This is a genomic window from Pseudomonas sp. SCA2728.1_7, from assembly GCF_018138145.1.
Lineage (GTDB): Bacteria > Pseudomonadota > Gammaproteobacteria > Pseudomonadales > Pseudomonadaceae > Aquipseudomonas > Aquipseudomonas koreensis_A.
This window is the reverse complement of the sequence record NZ_CP073104.1, coordinates 6,614,600-6,630,438: the sequence shown is the minus strand read 5'-3', so window position 1 is coordinate 6,630,438 and position 15,839 is coordinate 6,614,600. Positions and strand designations below refer to the sequence as shown.

Here is a 15,839-nt window from a genome sequence, read left to right as displayed (position 1 = left end):
CTCTCGGAGCATCACCATGAGCCGCATCCACGCTATCAGCCTCGAAACCGCCACCGACGCCAGCCGCCCTGTGCTGGAAGGCGTGAAAAAGAAAATCGGTTTCCTGCCCAACGTCTTCACCACCCTGGCCAAAGCACCAGTGGCCCTCGAAACCTACGTGCAAGCCTCGGCGATCCTCGGCAAAACCTCGCTGAGCGCCCAGGAAAAAGAAGCCGTGTACCTCGCCACCTCACAGGTCAACGGTTGCGACTACTGCCTGGCCGCACACACCTTGTTTGCCGGCAAGGCCGGGCTCTCGGCGCAAGACATCGTCGCCGCCCGCCAAGGCGAACTCAACGCCTACGCCACCCTCGCCCGTCAGTTGACCGAAAGTCGCGGCCATTTGAGTGACGAACAGATCGCCGCCGCCCGGGCTGCCGGCATCGACGACGTGAAGATCATCGAAGTGATCGCACTGGTGGCAGTGCAGAGCCTGACCAACTACCTGAACAACGCGGCGCTGACCGATATTGACTTCCCCGCCATCTGAATCCGGCCACGCAAAACCTGTTGGAGCTGACCTGCTCGCGATAGCGGTATGTCATTCAAAGCATCTTTGAGTGACATACCGCCATCGCGAGCAGGCTCGCTCCCACAGTTTTAACGTGCGTACAACCCAAGCGGCAAAGCCGCCCCACTCAACAGGATGAGCGTTAGCTCGGCTGCAGCTCTTGATCTTGATCCACGGGCGACGTCGGAAGGCTGAGTGGAGGGATTGATCCGGGGGTGGGAGCGCAGCGACCGTTTGGCGAAGCCAAACACAGCGAGAGGAGGTGCAGCGAAGCAAACCGTAGGCGCTGCGCCCGGATCGATCCCGCAGCGAAGGAACCCCGAGCCCCAGCGAGCGGGCCGCACGCAGGAGCAAGCCTTTTTGGTTACTTTTTCGGCGTCTGGAAAAAGTGACCCGCCGTAAGGGCGGAACCCTAATCAGCAACACCCGCAGCAACGGATATGTACCCAGTAAGCCAGATAATCAGTGATGCTCCTCACCCGCCCGCTTCAGCAATTTCTTGCACCGCTCAGACAAATGAAACACCTGCAAATGCTTCCCCGCCTTGGCATAACGCTCGCGCAAAGTCTTCAACGCCGCAATCGCCGAATAATCGACAAAACTCAAATGCCGACAATCCAAAGTCACCCGAGCCGGATCATTAGCCGGATCGAACTGATTGAGAAACGGCGCAGTCGAGGCAAAAAACAACGTGCCATGCAAACGATAAAGCTTGGTGCCGTCAGCCTCCAGATGCTCATCGGCGTACAACTCGCGAGCCTGCTGCCAGGCAAAGTTAAGCGCGGCGATAATGATGCCGCACAGCACCGCAGTGGCCAGATCAGTAAACACGGTGATAGTGGTCACAGCGATGATCACCAGCACATCGTTGAGCGGCACTTTGTTCACCACCCGCAACGACGCCCAGGCAAAAGTCTGCTGCGACACCACAAACATCACACCCACCAGCGCCGCCAGCGGAATACGCTCGATCAACGGCGACAGAAACAGAATGAACAACAGAATCAGCACCCCCGCGACCACGCCTGACAAACGCCCGCGCCCACCGGAACTGAGGTTGATCACGGTCTGGCCGATCATCGCGCACCCACCCATACCGCCGAACGCACCCGAGACCATATTCGCCGCACCGAGCGCCACGCACTCACGATCCGGATAGCCACGGGTTTCGGTGATTTCATCGGTGAGGTTCAACGTCAGCAGGGTTTCCAGCAAACCGACCAGCGCCATCAAAATCGCGTAAGGCGCAATGATGCGCAGGGTTTCAAGATTCCACGGAATATCCGGCAAGGCGAAGGTCGGCAAGCCACCGGCAATGTGCGCCATGTCGCCGAGGGTGCGGGTCGGCAGGCCGAACAGGTAGACCAGCAGGCCGACGCCGAGGATCGCCACCAGTGCTGGCGGCACCGTTTTTGTCAGACGCGGCAGAATATAGACGATGGCCATGGTCAGCAGCACCAGGCCGGTCATCAGGTACAACGGCGTGCCGCTGAGCCAGTCTTCACCGCTCTTGAAGTGCTCCAGTTGCGCCAAAGCAATGATGATCGCCAGGCCGTTGACGAAACCGAGCATCACCGGATGCGGCACCATGCGCACCAGTTTGCCCAGGCGCAGCAGCCCGAACGCCATCATGATCAAACCGCCAAGCAACACCGTCGCCAGCAAATACTGCACGCCGTGTTGCACCACCAGCGCGACGATGACCACGGCCATCGAACCCGCCGCGCCGGAGACCATGCCCGGCCGCCCGCCGAACAACGCCGTCAGCGTACAAATGATGAACGCGCCGTACAGGCCCATCAGCGGATTGAGGTGCGCCACCAGCGCGAACGCAATGCATTCGGGCAACAGGGCAAACGAGGTGGTGAGTCCGGCCAGGACATCGGCGCGCAGACGAATCGGTTTCATGGCTTACCTGATTGAGCGGCCGTCGAGCGCGGCTGCAGGTGTTCGGGAAAAAGAGGGTTGCGGATGTTACGGAATTGTCGCGGATCGGGCCAGTGAACGCTGACACTTGTGGGTTCGGGCTTTATGCTGGCGCGCTCCTCTGTTCATCGAGTTCGACATGTCTGCATTTCTGACGTCCCGCGAAGTGTGCCAGCGTTTGCGTGAAGCGGCGCTCGGTGTGCTCGCGTTCAAAGTCTGCGAAGCGCCTGCCGAGACCGGACTGGTCACAGTCGATATCGACGGCTGGCGTCTGCTGTTGGATTTTGCCGAGGGGCGATTACATCACTGTGAATCCGCCCGCAGCGGAGATGGACAAGAAGGCTCTCTAGAGCGTTGGCAGCGCTTTGGCACCGACCCGGTGAGCCTGCTCAGTACGTGGGAGTTGGCGCAGATCGAGCAATTGCTAAAAGGCCAAACGAACAAGGTTGCTCAATGATGGCACTCTGCCCATAATTCGCGCCCTCCTCTATTCCCACGCAAGGAACTGCCGTGAAGAAGTCGCTGTTGTTGATCCCGATGCTGGCCGTGCTGCTGCAAGGCTGTGGCATGACCATGACCCGCTACGAGCCAAGCTTCGAGAACGTGCAGAAGCTCAAGCAAACCCCACCGTTACATGCGATCAGCAATCCTCAAGTTACGGCCGAGTCCGGTGAAGGTTCGCTGGTGGTGCGTGCCAATCCGGTTCGCTCGCCGTCCGGCAGCATCCCGGCGCACATTCAGGATGCGATCACCGAAGAACTGCGCAAGGCCGGCCTGCTTGATCCGCAGGCTCAGCGTCAGTTGAAAGTGCTGGTGGTGAACAACGAACTGTCCGCCGGCATGGGCACGGGCGACGGCAAACTTGCTGCACGTTTCACCCTGCTCAACGGCAACGATGTGGTGTACGACGCGACCAAGAATGTCAGCAGCCAGTGGAGCAGCAGCTTCTTCGGCTTCATTGCCATCCCGAACGCGGTCAACGCTTACAACCCGATGGTGCGTGACTTGCTGAAAGAACTGTACAGCGATCCACAGTTCATTCAGGCCCTGAAGTAAGGGCAAAAAAAGAGCCGCAATCGCGGCTCTTTTGTTTCGCATCAAGCCCGAGGAATACCGGTTTCGAGTGCCGAGTACTTCAGGTTCTTGCTATCAACCATCTGCTTGAGCAGCGCATTGACCTGACGGGTGAAGGTGTCATTCACCGCTTCTTTAGGCGTGTTGGCCATCAGCGGGATAAACCAGATGCCGAACCAGGTGCCGACCGCATCGTGGTTGCTCGCGGTGGTCAGGGCCTGACCCTGGCCATCCATGCCTTCCAGGCTCAAGGTGTACTGATCGGTACCATACGCTGGAATCACCATCATGCTGAAGCCGCTGATGAAGGCCAGTACCATGGAACCGGCATTCGGCGGATGGTTGTACATTTTCAGACGCAGGCTGTAATCGCCCGGCTGCTTCTGGAATTCATCCAGGGTGACACGGCCGAACAGACCCGAGTCAGTGAGGATTTTTTGCAGCTGTGGTTTCAGTTGATCACGGGCTTGTGGCACTTCCACGGCGGAGCCACTTTTCGGCTCACCCTGGTAGAAATCGAAATCGACGTAGACGTTTGGCTTGTTGGTATAGCTGGCCATCGACGGCATGGTCACCGGCGCCACTTCGTCTTTGGTGAAACTGGCACAACCGCCCAGCGCAAGTACCAGCCCCAGCGCCAGAATTTTCCCGAATTGCATGATGTCCGTCCCTATGTGTACATAACCAGATGATGGCATTGCGCCTTCATTGCGAAGGCCGGGCGGATTCTAGAGAGAGCGGCGCTCGGGCGAAAGCCTGAATTGGGGAAATCGGCAAAAAAACTTGCTCAGCCCTGCCGCAAGTCGAGGATGTAGGTGTAATAACCGCTGTCGCGTATGTAGCCGAGGGACTCGTACAGGCCTTGCGCCGTGAAGTTGTCGGTGGCGGTTTCCAGCACCAGCCCTTTGGCGCCGGTCGCCAAGGCGAAGTCGCGTGCAGTGTTCATCAGCAATCGACCCACGCCCCGCCCACGGGCGTCGGGCGCGGTGAACAGATCGCTGAGCAGCCAGGTGCGGTGCGCATCAATGGACGAGAACGTCGGATACAACTGCACGAAACCCAGCGCTTCACCGTGTTCATCCTGAGCAAGAAAAATCGCCGATTCGCTGGCAGCCATACGTTCAGCGATGAAGGCTCGCGATTGCACAAGGTTCGACGGCTGCTGGTAAAAACCTCGATAAGCGTCGAACAACGCCGCCACCGCATCCAGATGTGTCGGGGCGGCGCGCACTGTCTGAAGAGTCATACGCCCGCTCCGTTTCCAATCAATGATCGAAACAGCATAGCGCTGCCCTTCGAGTATGCTGGCCTCATCGCTATATAGTTTTGTATATTGCGAAACCAAAATCGCCAGAATCTTTCCATGCCGTCCAGCCAGCCTGTGTGTCCATGAGTGCCATCCGCGTACGCAACGAGCAGTTGATCCTCGCCGCCGCCAGCGAAGAGTTTGCCGCCAACGGCTTCGACGCAACCCAGACCCGCGATATCGCGGCGCGTGCCGGCGTGCCCAAGGCCAATCTGTACTACTACTTCCAGACCAAGGAAAACCTCTACAGCAAAGTGCTGCTGGGGTTTGTCGAGCCGTTGCTGGAAGCCTCGGCGGTGCTGCGTGAAAGCGATGATCCGCTGACGGGGCTGCGCGCTTACGTGGCCGCGCGAGTTCGTATTGCCCGCGAGCATCCGGCGATTGCCAAGGTGTTCAGTGGCGAGTTGCTGCTGGGCGGTCGCCAGTTGCCGGATGAGTGCCGCGATCTGTTGCAGGCCGAAGCGCGGCGCAATGTTGAATGCCTGCGCAGCTGGATCGAGCGCGGTTTGCTCGCGCCGGTAGATCCGGAGCATTTGATGCTGTTCATCTGGTCGGCGACGCGCACGTACACCAACATCGGCTGGCAGATGGGCCAGATCATGGGGCGCGAAGTGCCGCAGGATGAGGATTATCAAACGGCGGCGCAGACGATTACCCGGATGGTGCTGGAGGGCGTGGTCGTAGCGCCGCGGGTGGGTGAGATTCGTGGGGTTTTGTTTGCGACTTGAGGGGCTGTGGTTTCACAGCCCCTCGGACGCCAGCAGGATTGATGCGGGTCAGGGCACGAAATCCAGCGGCATATAGCCTTCCCCGCCTTTACTTGCATACCAGGCTTGCAGGACGTCCGGCATGCGCCCTTTCCATTGCGCAACATTGGTGTAGTAACGCGCGAGGGTTTTACCCCCAGCCTGGGGCACCAGGACTATGATCCAGAACTGCTCATTCGGTGCACGCATGACAATCGCCGCGTTGCTCGACGGCAATCCCCGGACCCAATAGTTGCTGACCTCACTGTTCGGTACGTCTTCAGAGGACTCACCGTCCATCTTCAAGCCGCAGTTTTGCAGGAGCGTCTGATAGTCGCCCTTAAGCAGCGTGTGCAACATTGCGTTTTCCCGCTGGGTTTGTGCCACACCCAGTGTGAGCAAATCATAGTCGACCAGGACTGTTTGCCTCGATGCCACATACCGTCCACCGTAGTAAACGCCCATTCCGGCGCCGCAATCGGAATCCGCGCCATCCTGTGCCACATCCATCACCCCGTTTAGGGCTTTGAAGGTTAAAACACACTCTCCCTGCTCGTAACGGGCCTGCGTCCCCTCTATCGTTGCGATGCCTTCCAGTTCACCCGAGTGGGAGCCGTTCGCTGCTGAAATGTCGAAGGCGATGTGAGAAGCATCCTGGCGCCTGGTGGTGATTTCTGCCCCTTCCGAAACGCCCCAGGGAATGAGCTGCCAAGTGGCGTCCCAGGAAAACGGTTTGACCATGTATTCAAGAGCGGTGAGACGCATCAGGTACTGCCGGTGTAAACAGGGCGCCAGATCGTCACATTGATTACGTTGCTTAAGCCACCCTCGCTGATCCGCTTTAAGCGCTTTCGGATCGTCAACCTTGGCCAGGGTCGACCGCCAGCGCGCCGCGAGTTGCTCGTCGAGGCGCGAGAGATCCGGATCGGCGCAAATGGCTTTTTCAGTTTTGCTGACAGCGCTGGCGCAATCGAAACTGCTGGCGTGGGTAACAGAGGCAAACGCAAGGGCGGTCAGCAGCAAGGCATGACGCAGGGAGATCGCGAACATCGAGAGATTCCATTCTTCGGACGGCGCGCAGTATGCCAGTGCAGCCAGCGGAAATCCCTGATGTGCATCGCAATCAGGGTTTAGCAATCACTGTGGGAGCGAGCCTGCTCGCGAAAGCGGTGGATCAGCCACGATCAATGTCGACTGACACACTGCCTTCGCGAGCAGGCTCGCTCCCACAGGGTTTTGCGTGGGTTGTCAGAACGTGATGTCGGCTGCGGGTTTGACATCGATACGCGCCACGGAGCCAGTCAGGTGCGCCAGATCCTTGTTGTGCTCGGCGATGATGTCTTCGGCACTCATGTTGCCATTGTCGACAGTGGAATGCGCATCGGCGGCAAGCACCACGTCATAACCCAGTTGATGGGCCTGGCGCACGGTGGCGTTGACGCAGTAATCGGTTTGCAGACCGCAGATGACCAGTTGCTCGAAGTCTTCGCTCGGCAGCAGTTTGCGCAAGTCAGTCTGGTAGAACGAGTCCGGGGTGGTTTTGCGTACGCGCAGGTCTTTGGGCGATGTCTCAAGCCCTTCGGCCAATTGCCAGCCTTCGGCACCCTGGGCCAACGGGCTGTCCTTTTCTTCGTGCTGAATCAGCACCACCGGCACACCTGCCTGTCGGGCGCGGGTGCTGAGACCGTTGATGGTGTCGATCACCCGGTGAATGTCATGGCACTGGTATTCGCCCGAGCAGAGGGCGCGCTGGACGTCGATGATCAGTAATGCGGTGGTCATGATGAGCCTTCCTTGATCAGTCCTCGAGACAGGGGCGGACGTGAGCCCGCCCCCTTTTTACGCCCCTCAGTAACCCAGTGACAAGCCGGTGTTGCGGCGCGGATCATTGGCGCCGTAGAAACGGTTTTTGCCGACCGGTTTACCCCCCAGCGACGGTGCGCCGACCAGAATCGCAGCGATGTGGTTAGCGTCCTGCGGCCCGGCAAACTTGTGGCCCCAGCTCTCGAGAATCTTCTTCGTGTCGGGGCTGGCGGCGAAGTCTTCGAGGTTGGTTTCCTCCGGCATCCACTGCTGGTGGAAGCGTGGTGCGTCGACCGCTTCCTGCAGGCCCATGCCGTAATCGATGACGTTAAGCATGGTCAGCAAGGTCGCGGTAATGATGCGGCTGCCACCCGGCGTGCCGACCACCATCACCACTTTGCCGTCCTTGGTGACGATGGTTGGGCTCATCGACGACAACGGTGCCTTGCCCGGCGCAATCGCATTGGCTTCGCCCTGCACCAGACCGTACATGTTCGGCACGCCGACCTTGGAGGTGAAGTCGTCCATTTCATCGTTGAGGATCACCCCGGTCTTGCTCGCCATCACGCCCGCGCCGAACCAGTCGTTGAGGGTGTAGGTGACCGACACCGCGTTGCCCCACTTGTCGACGATCGAATAGTGCGTGGTGTTGCTGCCTTCATGGGGCGCCACACCAGGTTTTAGCTCAGCCGACACACCGGCCTTTTGCGGCTGGATGGCATCACGCAGCTTGGTCGCGTAGTTCTTGTCCAGCAGGTGCTCGATCGGGTTTTTGACGAAATCCGGATCGCCGAGGTAGCTGTTGCGATCAACATACGCGTGGCGCATCGCTTCAATCTGATAGTGCATACCCTGAGCCGAATGGAAGCCCAGATCCTTCATCGGATAGCCTTCGAGGATGTTCATGATCTGGCAGATCACTACCCCGCCGGAGCTTGGCGGTGGCGCCGAGACCACATGATAACCACGGTAGTCACATTCCACCGGCGCCAGTTCGCGGGTCTTGTATTTGTCGAGGTCGGCCTGGGTGATGATGCCTTTGTTGGCCTGACTCGAGGTGACGATGGCATCGGCGACCCAACCTTTATAGAAGCCGTCGGCGCCTTTTTCGGAAATCGTCCGCAGGGTCTTGCCGAGATCCTTCTGCACCAGTTTCTGCCCGACCTGCATCGGCTCGCCGTTGTGCAGGAAGATCGAGCCTGAATCGCGCATGTCTTTCTTGAACACATCGGTGGCGTACTCCAGCAACTCGACATCACCCTGCTCCAGCGCAAAACCGTCTTCCGCCAGTTTGATCGCCGGGGCAATCATCTCCTTGCGCGGTTTGGTCCCGTATTTGCTCAGCGCCAGTTCCATGCCAGAGACAGTGCCCGGCACGCCCACCGCCAAATGCCCACGGGTGCTCAGGTCGGGAATGACGTTGCCTTCCTTGTCGAGGTACATGTTGGCCGTCGCCGCCAGCGGCGCTTTTTCGCGGAAGTCGAGGAAGGTCTTGCGCCCGTCCGCCAATTGAATGGTCATGAAGCCGCCACCGCCGAGGTTGCCGGCTGCGGGATAAACCACCGCCAGCGCGTACCCCACAGCGACCGCTGCATCGACGGCATTGCCGCCACTTTTCAGAACGTCGACGCCCACGTGGGTCGCCAGGTGTTGCGCGGTGACCACCATGCCGTTTTCGGCAGCAACCGGTGCGACTGACGCCGCGTGAGCCATGAGACAGCTGAGTGCCAGTGAGGTCGCTATCAGCGATTTGGCCAAAGGTTCGTACTTCATGAGTCGATCTCTTTTTTTGTTTTCAGGGTCTGTGCAAAACAGAGGGGGAACGCTGCAAGAGCACCAAGCAGTATGGTCGGCTTTGCGTATTGCGCCTCCCCGATCAGGCAGTATGCTGGGCGCTGTTGCCGCCCTGATCCGGAGTCTGCCGTCATGTCTTACACGTTCATCACCCTGCCCTCGCCCGTCGGCGAGCTGAAGCTGGTCGCGAACGGCTCACGACTGGCGGCCATCCTCTGGGAAAACGACAAACCGAACCGCGTGCGCCTCGGGCCGATGATTGAGGCACACGACAATCCGATCCTGATTCGAACCGCTCGACAACTTGAAGAATATTTTTCCGGGACGCGTGACTGTTTTGATCTGGAACTGGATTTCACCGGCACCGACTTTCAGAAAAAGGTTTGGGCAGCGCTGCTGACCATTCCATTTGGCGAGACGCGCACCTACAGCCAGATTGCCGAACAGATCGGCAATCCCAGCGCCGTGCGGGCAGTAGGCGCCGCCAACGGACGCAACCCGATTTCCATCGTCGCGCCGTGTCATCGGGTGATTGGCGCGTCGGGAAAGCTGACCGGATTTGCCGGTGGGCTTGAGGCGAAAGAGCGCTTGCTGACCCTGGAGGGTGGCAACTGGTCGACGGTTGGCAAAACCGGGGATCTATTTTAGCCAGTTAATACAGATCAAGAGATCGCAGCCTTCGGCAGCTCCTACCCTGGAATGCGTTTCCTGCAGGAGCTGCCGATGGCTGCGATCTTTGGATTTATCCGTTAAACAAGTTATTCATCGCCGCATACTGCAACAGCATGATGGTCTTGGCGTCGCAGATCTCACCGCGCTGAAACGCTGCCAGCGCGTCATCGAATCGCCACTCCAGCACTTCCAGTTCTTCGGTCTCCTCTTCCAGACCGCCACCGTCGCTGACCTTCGATGCGGCGTCGTATTCGGCAATGAAAAAGTGCAGCTTCTCGGTCACCGAGCCGGGACTCATGTAAGCCTCGAACACCTTCTTCACATCGTGCACGCGATAACCGGTTTCCTCTTCGGCTTCATCGCGAATCCGCTGTTCCGGCGCAGCGCCTTCGAGCAAGCCTGCAGCCACCTCTATCAACAGACCATCATGACCATTGACGAATACCGGCAAACGAAACTGCCGTGTCAGCACCACCGTGCGCTGCTCGCGGTTGAACAACAGAATCGCAGCGCCATTGCCGCGGTCGTAAACCTCACGGGTCTGACGCTGCCACTCGCCATTGTTGCGGTGATAGTCGAAGGTGATTTTCTTCAGCAGATACCAGTCATGGGACAACACCTGAGTGTCGACGATGTTGACCCGCTCGGTTGTGTTGGACATGACGCTTGATCCTGTTTCCTGAATAAGCCGCCATGGTCGAATAATTGCGCAAACAAAAAAAGCCCGGCAGCGCTACCGGGCTTCTTTATTTGCAACTACCGAGCGATGAGCGAACGCATGTCACCAACAGCCTGCTCAGCAGCAGGAACCCCGTGAATCAACGGCCCATATCGCCGACTGAATTCCCAGTTGTACGGCACGCCATCCTTGCTGGTGCCGTTGTCCCAATTCACCGACCAGGTCATCAAGCCTTTGATCGGCAGCCCCTTGATCGCCAGACGCTTAAGGACATTCCCGACCACGGTTTTGTCGATCACATAACCGGTGGCAGCTGCATCGTTGTTGGCCGGTAGGCCGATGACGAACTTGTCCGCCGGGATCCGCGTGAAGCCACGAGTGCCGGTCACCAGACTTTCAGTCAGGTAGTAAAGGAAATCCTCCTTCAGCGCATCGTTGTTCTGCGCAATCCATGCACCCGCGCCGTTGCTGGCTTCCGGCACCCAGACCCCGTCACCGCCCTGGTTGTAGAACTGCGGGGCGATGAAGTCGTAGTAGCCTTCCAGTGCCTGCAAATAGCTCACGTACTTGCCGGTGCTGGTCAGGTACGGAAACTCCGGGGCCATGCTGATGATGAAGTGCTTGCCTTGGCCTGCGTAGTGATCCTTGACCAGTTTCAATGCCGCTGGCAGAACCGTCTTGTTGGCAGCGAAATCAATCGCGCTCTGTTCAAGATCGATGTCCAGTCCGTCGAAGCCGTAGGTTTCCACCAGACGGATGATTTCATTGGCCAGCGGTTGTTCCTGACCGCTGCGCAACTCGATGTGCGCGTCGGCGCCACCGAGTGAAATCAGCACGGCCCGACCCTGGCTGTTGAGCACACCGACCTGGCGGCGGAACTCGGAATCGGAAACGTTGAACGGCTTGAAGGTCGGAATCCCGCTGCCCTTCATGAAAGCGACCGCGACGACGTTGTATTCCTTGGGCACCTCCTCCAGTGAGAGGCTGGCAAAGCGACCCTGGCGATAACCGTCGCTCGGGCCCGCCGGCCAGTTGTGCCAGAAGCCCATGAGGATCTTTTTACCGGCAATGCTCGGCATCAGCGAGGCGGCATCGCTCGCCGCGTTTTGCACTAAAGAGAAATCGATTTTTGACATGTTCTAATCCTTCAGAACGTGTGGGTTTGGCGACGCAGCGCCGTTATTTGAAGTCGACGTCGAAAGCCTGATAGAAGGCGTTGCCGGTATTGGCGACGATCCACATCAGCACGATCACGTGATGGCCCGTCTTGTTGGTCGGTAGTTTCACCGCGTGATTGACCTTGGCCTTCAATTCATTCGGGTAGCTGTAATAAGGCACCTGAGTGTAGAAGTCCTCGAAGAACGGTTGGGCTTCCAGTTGCGCGCGAGTGATGCGTTGTTTCGGGTCCCAGCCATCCTTGGTGATCAGCCAACGGTAACCACGGGTGGTGTGCGGCGCGGTGTATTCCCATTTGATTTCGAGGGTTTGCCCCGGGGTGACATTGAGCAGCGGCCAGGTGAACGGACGAGCGAGTTTTTTGCTCATTTCGTCATGGGTGAAGTTCACGCAATCGCGGGCATCGCTCTTGCCACCGCTGAGAATGTAGCCGTCGGCCGGTGGCGTGACACTGTCCGAGTCGCTCTGGTAAGGCGCCGGGAACGGCCCCGCCGCCAGCGCCGGGAAATTCTTCCCGCCTTCCATTTCGTTGACCTGCCAGGCACCGAGCAATCCTTGCTCGATCGCTACCGCACCGCGGCTTGCAGGGGAAATCACACGACCGTGTCGCAGTTGGGTTTGTGCTTGTGGTTGATTCATGTTTTTCACTCCGTTGATTTACGAACTCTCCTTTCCGAGGAGAGGCCTTCAAGCTAACGGAGACGGATTTTTTGTCCATCGGCGGTTTTGTCGCAGTCAGCAGCCTAGAACTGTAAAAACACCGCAAAAACTGGATGGATATACAGCCTTTTGCGACAACGCCCACCTGAGATGACGCCAAAAGATTACACGCCAATGCTGCAAACACTGCCATTCAGTACTCACGGCAGCTGTGCGTTGAACTCCTTTTCGTACTGCCCGGCGAGTTGTTCTTTCTGTTTTTCGCTGAGCAATTTGCCAGCCATCTGGAAGAACTTCTGTTCTTCTTCCTTCAGGTGATGGTGAACTTTGTCAGAGAGCTTTTTGGCAGTGGCCAGCCAGGCCGGGCTGGACATCTCGGTCTCGTCGAGTTCTTCCATCATCTCGTCCATTTCATGGTGTTCGGAAATGGCGTGGCGGCTGAGATCGACACCGTTGTCGTATTCCATCAACGGAATGTAGAAATGACGCTCTTCGGCCGTTTCGTGGGCCTGCAATTCGGCTTTCAACAACTTATAAGCCTCAACCCGCTCCGGGGTGTCACCGCTGGTTTCGATCAGGTTTTTGGCGTAAGTACGCTGGCGGTCGTGGCTTTCGCGAAGGGCTTCGAAAATATTCATGGGGGATCCTCATCAACCGCGTGCTGGAGTGACGCTGTAAAGGCTAGACCCCGACGCGAGAGCGGCAGTTCCAACGGGTTGCGGCAGGGCTTGGAAGACAGGTGCCGGGCAGGATAGGCTGCGGGTTCAAACTACAAGGAAGTCACGCATGAATTTGCGCATCGAGCTGTCACAAAACCCGACCGAAGAAGAACGCACAGCCATCCTTGCACCGCTGCGTGCGCACAACGTTGCCAAAGCCGGACCGTCGACCTTCGAGCCGATCGCTCTGTTAGTGCGTGATGAACACGACGCGATCCTCGGTGGTTTGTATGCCCACACGTTCTATCGTTGGCTGTTCATTGAGCTACTGGCGGTGCCGGAACAGGGTCGCGGCAAGGGTATCGGCTCGCAGTTGATGCAGAGGGCGGAAGATCTGGCACGGGAAAAAGACTGCGTTGGCATCTGGCTCGACACCTTTTCCTTCCAGGCACCGGAGTTTTACAAGAAGCTTGGATTTAGCGAATGCGGAGAGATTCTGGATTATCCACTGGGACATAAGCGGCATTTCTTCCAGAAGCGACTGATTGGTTGAATGTTGCGACCCCTTCGCGAGCAGGCTCGCTCCCACATTGGAACGCATTGCAAAATGTGGGAGCGAGCGTGCTCCGGGCGGCGTTCCGACGAAGGTGGCAGCCGCTTCAGCGCATGATCAGAGGCAGGTCGCTAAAGCCGCCAACCGGCGCTTGGCGACAAAGTCATCCTTCTGCGCGTAGTAATTCAGCGTCGTGCCCGATGCCTCGGTAATCACGTCGACAAACGACTCCGCCGAACGGGTATACACCGTCGTCCCGCCCGACTTGCGCGGTTCCAGATACGCCGCCGCGTCCACGCCGAATACCGCCTCGTCCTGCCAGCCGAACTGCACACATTGCGCCACGACTTTCTCGGCTTTGTCCGAAGTCAGTACTTTATAGGGGGCTTTGGTGCGAGCATCGTCCATCACCGAACCTGCGCAACCGGCCAGCAGCGTCGCCGCCAGCGCTACCATCAGAATTCGCATTGCATTCGCTCATTCAGAAAAAAGCGGACTGTATCATCGCAGCAGCAGAAATCGTTCTGCTTTACTGCATTTATAGCGCGACACGCGCAGGCCGCTGCGGCAACCTAAGCTCATCAGCCTCACAAGGAAACCCCATGGCGCCTACCGACCAGCGACATGAACATGCCCTGAAAATATTTCTCGACGCGCGTCCCGAACTGCGCGAAACCCTCGACCACCTCAACCCGTTACTGGCCCAGGCCAAAGGCGAAACTCAAGCACAGTATCGCGAAGAGCGCCTGCATGAAGCGTTTGAGGCCGAAGCGGAAAGTCGCGGACTGTTCGCCTGGGAGCTGACCCTGCTACTGACCGCTGACTCGCCTGAGGAATACCAGGCGCAGCGCCTGGAAGTACATCGTGAAGTCGCGGAAATGGCCGGGATGGATTGGCTGGAATATTGCGATCTGTATGGCATAGAACCGTAACCGCCGCGAAAGGACACCGCCACTCATGCTGCCATCCGCCTCGACTCACCGCGCCAGCCCCGGCCACCCGCACACACAAAAGTGGCGCGGGCGGATTGGTCTGGCGCTGGTGGCCAGCCTCTCGGTACTGGCCGGAATGACCGACGCCATTGGCTTTATGGCCAGCGGCGATTTCGTCTCGTTCATGAGCGGCAACACCACCCGACTCGCCGTGGCGATCAGCGATGGCGACGTCGGGCTGACCGTGCGTTTGTTGATCCTCGTTGCAACATTTATTGTCGGCAATGCCTTGGGGGTCGTCGTCGCACGTTTCGGCGGCCGCCGGGCGCTGCCGCTGCTGTTGTGTATCGCCACCCTGCTGTGCGCGGCAGCGGTCTGGCCATTCGACACCCAACTGCCGGCGCTGATGGCGGCGATCATTGCGATGGGCATGCTCAACGCGGCGGTCGAAGAAGTGAATGGCTTGCCGGTCGGGCTGACTTACGTGACTGGCGCGTTGTCGCGGTTCGGCCGTGGATTGGGCCGCTGGATGCTTGGCGAACGGCGCAGTGGCTGGCGGGTGCAACTGGTGCCCTGGAGCGGAATGTTTATCGGCGCGATTCTGGGGGCAGTGCTGGAACATCATTTGGGACTGAAGGCGATGTTTGTCAGCGGGTTGCTGGCCGCGATGATCGGGCTGCTATCGCTGAAAATCCCGCGGCGCTGGCAATTGGGTTACATGCCGCGCTAACCGAGGACAACAAAAATCTCTGTAGGAGCGAGCCGGCTCCGGGCGGCGTTCCGACGAAGGCGCCGGCACATTCTTCATCTTCACCAGCTGACAGACCGCTATCGCGAGCAGGCGAAGGCCTACAAGGTTTCGCGGCGGCCATGATAAAGCTTTATCATGGCCGCAGTTTTGCTGATCGAGTCCGTCATGAAGTTCGCCATCGCGCTGTTTTCCGCCGCCCATGCGCCCTCCTCGCGCCGCGCCCTGCTGTTTGCGCAAGCCGCACTGGCCGGTGGGCATGAAATTGTCCGACTGTTTTTCTATCAGGACGGCGTTTATAACGCTGCGGATGCGGTGGTTACCCCGCAGGACGAACTGGACCTGCCCAAACAATGGCGCGCCTTCATTACCGAGCAAAAGCTGGACGGCGTGGTGTGCATTGCCGCCGCCCTGCGTCGTGGTGTGCTGAACGCTGAAGAAGCCAAGCGTTATCAGCGTGACGCCGTCTCAGTCAGCGCACCGTGGGAATTGTCCGGTCTTGGTCAGTTGCATGATGCGGTGCAAGACGCTGACCGCTTGATCTGCTTCGGAGGTGCGTGA

General features: G+C 58.6%; 20 protein-coding genes. 9 read left to right on the top strand and 11 right to left on the bottom strand.

The features are described from left to right. Nucleotides 1–16 precede the first annotated feature (16 nt). Complete coding sequence (locus KBP52_RS29645) at nt 17–529, top strand: carboxymuconolactone decarboxylase family protein (RefSeq protein WP_212621567.1); 513 nt, start codon at nt 17–19, stop codon at nt 527–529. Nucleotides 530–1,012: 483 nt separating this feature from the next. Here KBP52_RS29645 and KBP52_RS29640 read toward each other — a convergent pair whose 3' ends face one another. Beyond that, nucleotides 1,013–2,458, bottom strand: coding sequence for a SulP family inorganic anion transporter (locus tag KBP52_RS29640; protein ID WP_212621566.1), 1,446 nt, complete (start codon nt 2,456–2,458; stop codon nt 1,013–1,015). Between the two features lie 157 nt (nt 2,459–2,615). Between KBP52_RS29640 and KBP52_RS29635 the strand changes: the two genes are divergently transcribed. Both KBP52_RS29635 and KBP52_RS29630 read left to right on the top strand, forming a co-directional pair. Continuing rightward, entirely contained in the window at nt 2,616–2,933 is a 318-nt protein-coding gene (locus tag KBP52_RS29635) for a hypothetical protein (protein WP_212621565.1), read from the top strand. Nucleotides 2,934–2,986: 53 nt separating this feature from the next. Further along, nucleotides 2,987–3,532: a hypothetical protein gene (locus tag KBP52_RS29630; RefSeq protein ID WP_077573571.1), complete on the top strand. Its 546-nt coding sequence runs from the start codon at nt 2,987–2,989 to the stop codon at nt 3,530–3,532. 41 nt (nt 3,533–3,573) lie between these two features. On the opposite strand, the gene KBP52_RS29625 is transcribed toward KBP52_RS29630, so the two are convergent. After that, nucleotides 3,574–4,209, bottom strand: a complete 636-nt coding sequence (locus KBP52_RS29625; RefSeq protein ID WP_123594203.1) for a hypothetical protein — start codon at nt 4,207–4,209, stop codon at nt 3,574–3,576. Between the two features lie 128 nt (nt 4,210–4,337). Next, nucleotides 4,338–4,796 (bottom strand): GNAT family N-acetyltransferase, encoded by a 459-nt coding sequence (locus tag KBP52_RS29620; RefSeq protein ID WP_212621564.1) that lies wholly within the window; start codon nt 4,794–4,796, stop codon nt 4,338–4,340. 143 nt (nt 4,797–4,939) lie between these two features. Between KBP52_RS29620 and KBP52_RS29615 the strand changes: the two genes are divergently transcribed. After that, nucleotides 4,940–5,584, top strand: a complete 645-nt coding sequence (locus tag KBP52_RS29615) for a TetR/AcrR family transcriptional regulator (RefSeq protein ID WP_212621563.1) — start codon at nt 4,940–4,942, stop codon at nt 5,582–5,584. Between the two features lie 48 nt (nt 5,585–5,632). Here KBP52_RS29615 and KBP52_RS29610 read toward each other — a convergent pair whose 3' ends face one another. From KBP52_RS29610 to ggt, 3 genes are all read right to left on the bottom strand, one after another. Further along, nucleotides 5,633–6,652 (bottom strand): lysozyme inhibitor LprI family protein, encoded by a 1,020-nt coding sequence (locus tag KBP52_RS29610; RefSeq protein ID WP_212621562.1) that lies wholly within the window; start codon nt 6,650–6,652, stop codon nt 5,633–5,635. 198 nt (nt 6,653–6,850) lie between these two features. Further along, entirely contained in the window at nt 6,851–7,384 is a 534-nt protein-coding gene (locus tag KBP52_RS29605) for a cysteine hydrolase family protein (RefSeq protein WP_212621561.1), read from the bottom strand. A gap of 66 nt (nt 7,385–7,450) precedes the next feature. Further along, the gene (ggt, locus tag KBP52_RS29600; RefSeq protein ID WP_150750772.1) at nt 7,451–9,178 is read right to left on the bottom strand and encodes a gamma-glutamyltransferase; all 1,728 of its coding nucleotides are present in this window, start codon (nt 9,176–9,178) and stop codon (nt 7,451–7,453) included. 153 nt (nt 9,179–9,331) lie between these two features. On the opposite strand from ggt, the gene KBP52_RS29595 reads away from it, so the two are divergent. Continuing rightward, nucleotides 9,332–9,847 (top strand): methylated-DNA--[protein]-cysteine S-methyltransferase, encoded by a 516-nt coding sequence (locus tag KBP52_RS29595; protein WP_212621560.1) that lies wholly within the window; start codon nt 9,332–9,334, stop codon nt 9,845–9,847. Nucleotides 9,848–9,941: 94 nt separating this feature from the next. On the opposite strand, the gene KBP52_RS29590 is transcribed toward KBP52_RS29595, so the two are convergent. From KBP52_RS29590 to KBP52_RS29575, 4 genes are all read right to left on the bottom strand, one after another. After that, entirely contained in the window at nt 9,942–10,532 is a 591-nt protein-coding gene (locus tag KBP52_RS29590; protein WP_123594199.1) for an NUDIX domain-containing protein, read from the bottom strand. Between the two features lie 95 nt (nt 10,533–10,627). Then, nucleotides 10,628–11,686, bottom strand: a complete 1,059-nt coding sequence (locus KBP52_RS29585; RefSeq protein WP_212621559.1) for a chitinase — start codon at nt 11,684–11,686, stop codon at nt 10,628–10,630. Nucleotides 11,687–11,729: 43 nt separating this feature from the next. After that, nucleotides 11,730–12,365 (bottom strand): lytic polysaccharide monooxygenase auxiliary activity family 9 protein, encoded by a 636-nt coding sequence (locus KBP52_RS29580; RefSeq protein ID WP_212621558.1) that lies wholly within the window; start codon nt 12,363–12,365, stop codon nt 11,730–11,732. Between the two features lie 221 nt (nt 12,366–12,586). Beyond that, on the bottom strand, nt 12,587–13,024 hold the full coding sequence (locus tag KBP52_RS29575) for a hemerythrin domain-containing protein (RefSeq protein WP_077573582.1): 438 nt from the start codon (nt 13,022–13,024) through the stop codon (nt 12,587–12,589). A gap of 148 nt (nt 13,025–13,172) precedes the next feature. On the opposite strand from KBP52_RS29575, the gene KBP52_RS29570 reads away from it, so the two are divergent. Continuing rightward, on the top strand, nt 13,173–13,598 hold the full coding sequence (locus KBP52_RS29570; protein WP_064390654.1) for a GNAT family N-acetyltransferase: 426 nt from the start codon (nt 13,173–13,175) through the stop codon (nt 13,596–13,598). Between the two features lie 117 nt (nt 13,599–13,715). Here KBP52_RS29570 and KBP52_RS29565 read toward each other — a convergent pair whose 3' ends face one another. Next, complete coding sequence (locus tag KBP52_RS29565) at nt 13,716–14,066, bottom strand: hypothetical protein (protein ID WP_077573583.1); 351 nt, start codon at nt 14,064–14,066, stop codon at nt 13,716–13,718. Between the two features lie 134 nt (nt 14,067–14,200). Here KBP52_RS29565 and KBP52_RS29560 point away from each other — a divergent pair, with 134 nt between their 5' ends. The 3 genes from KBP52_RS29560 (at nt 14,201) to tusD (ending at nt 15,839) form a co-directional block, all read left to right on the top strand. Then, entirely contained in the window at nt 14,201–14,530 is a 330-nt protein-coding gene (locus KBP52_RS29560; protein ID WP_077573603.1) for a DUF6388 family protein, read from the top strand. Nucleotides 14,531–14,555: 25 nt separating this feature from the next. Beyond that, nucleotides 14,556–15,260 (top strand): YoaK family protein, encoded by a 705-nt coding sequence (locus KBP52_RS29555; RefSeq protein WP_212621557.1) that lies wholly within the window; start codon nt 14,556–14,558, stop codon nt 15,258–15,260. A gap of 186 nt (nt 15,261–15,446) precedes the next feature. Continuing rightward, nucleotides 15,447–15,839, top strand: a complete 393-nt coding sequence (gene tusD, locus KBP52_RS29550; RefSeq protein ID WP_212621556.1) for a sulfurtransferase complex subunit TusD — start codon at nt 15,447–15,449, stop codon at nt 15,837–15,839.

What these genes read in the sequence shown, in the direction of transcription:
- KBP52_RS29595 (WP_212621560.1), top strand. Translation starts at nt 9,332, where the DNA reads ATGTCTTACACGTTCATCACCCTGCCCTCGCCCGTCGGCGAGCTGAAG.
- tusD (WP_212621556.1), top strand. Translation starts at nt 15,447, where the DNA reads ATGAAGTTCGCCATCGCGCTGTTTTCCGCCGCCCATGCGCCCTCCTCG.
- KBP52_RS29565 (WP_077573583.1), bottom strand. Translation starts at nt 14,066, where the DNA reads ATGCGAATTCTGATGGTAGCGCTGGCGGCGACGCTGCTGGCCGGTTGC.
- KBP52_RS29555 (WP_212621557.1), top strand. Translation starts at nt 14,556, where the DNA reads ATGCTGCCATCCGCCTCGACTCACCGCGCCAGCCCCGGCCACCCGCAC.
- KBP52_RS29580 (WP_212621558.1), bottom strand. Translation starts at nt 12,365, where the DNA reads ATGAATCAACCACAAGCACAAACCCAACTGCGACACGGTCGTGTGATT.
- KBP52_RS29570 (WP_064390654.1), top strand. Translation starts at nt 13,173, where the DNA reads ATGAATTTGCGCATCGAGCTGTCACAAAACCCGACCGAAGAAGAACGC.
- KBP52_RS29575 (WP_077573582.1), bottom strand. Translation starts at nt 13,024, where the DNA reads ATGAATATTTTCGAAGCCCTTCGCGAAAGCCACGACCGCCAGCGTACT.
- KBP52_RS29640 (WP_212621566.1), bottom strand. Translation starts at nt 2,458, where the DNA reads ATGAAACCGATTCGTCTGCGCGCCGATGTCCTGGCCGGACTCACCACC.
- KBP52_RS29620 (WP_212621564.1), bottom strand. Translation starts at nt 4,796, where the DNA reads ATGACTCTTCAGACAGTGCGCGCCGCCCCGACACATCTGGATGCGGTG.
- KBP52_RS29615 (WP_212621563.1), top strand. Translation starts at nt 4,940, where the DNA reads ATGAGTGCCATCCGCGTACGCAACGAGCAGTTGATCCTCGCCGCCGCC.
- KBP52_RS29625 (WP_123594203.1), bottom strand. Translation starts at nt 4,209, where the DNA reads ATGCAATTCGGGAAAATTCTGGCGCTGGGGCTGGTACTTGCGCTGGGC.
- KBP52_RS29560 (WP_077573603.1), top strand. Translation starts at nt 14,201, where the DNA reads ATGGCGCCTACCGACCAGCGACATGAACATGCCCTGAAAATATTTCTC.
- KBP52_RS29635 (WP_212621565.1), top strand. Translation starts at nt 2,616, where the DNA reads ATGTCTGCATTTCTGACGTCCCGCGAAGTGTGCCAGCGTTTGCGTGAA.
- KBP52_RS29590 (WP_123594199.1), bottom strand. Translation starts at nt 10,532, where the DNA reads ATGTCCAACACAACCGAGCGGGTCAACATCGTCGACACTCAGGTGTTG.
- ggt (WP_150750772.1), bottom strand. Translation starts at nt 9,178, where the DNA reads ATGAAGTACGAACCTTTGGCCAAATCGCTGATAGCGACCTCACTGGCA.
- KBP52_RS29605 (WP_212621561.1), bottom strand. Translation starts at nt 7,384, where the DNA reads ATGACCACCGCATTACTGATCATCGACGTCCAGCGCGCCCTCTGCTCG.
- KBP52_RS29610 (WP_212621562.1), bottom strand. Translation starts at nt 6,652, where the DNA reads ATGTTCGCGATCTCCCTGCGTCATGCCTTGCTGCTGACCGCCCTTGCG.
- KBP52_RS29585 (WP_212621559.1), bottom strand. Translation starts at nt 11,686, where the DNA reads ATGTCAAAAATCGATTTCTCTTTAGTGCAAAACGCGGCGAGCGATGCC.
- KBP52_RS29645 (WP_212621567.1), top strand. Translation starts at nt 17, where the DNA reads ATGAGCCGCATCCACGCTATCAGCCTCGAAACCGCCACCGACGCCAGC.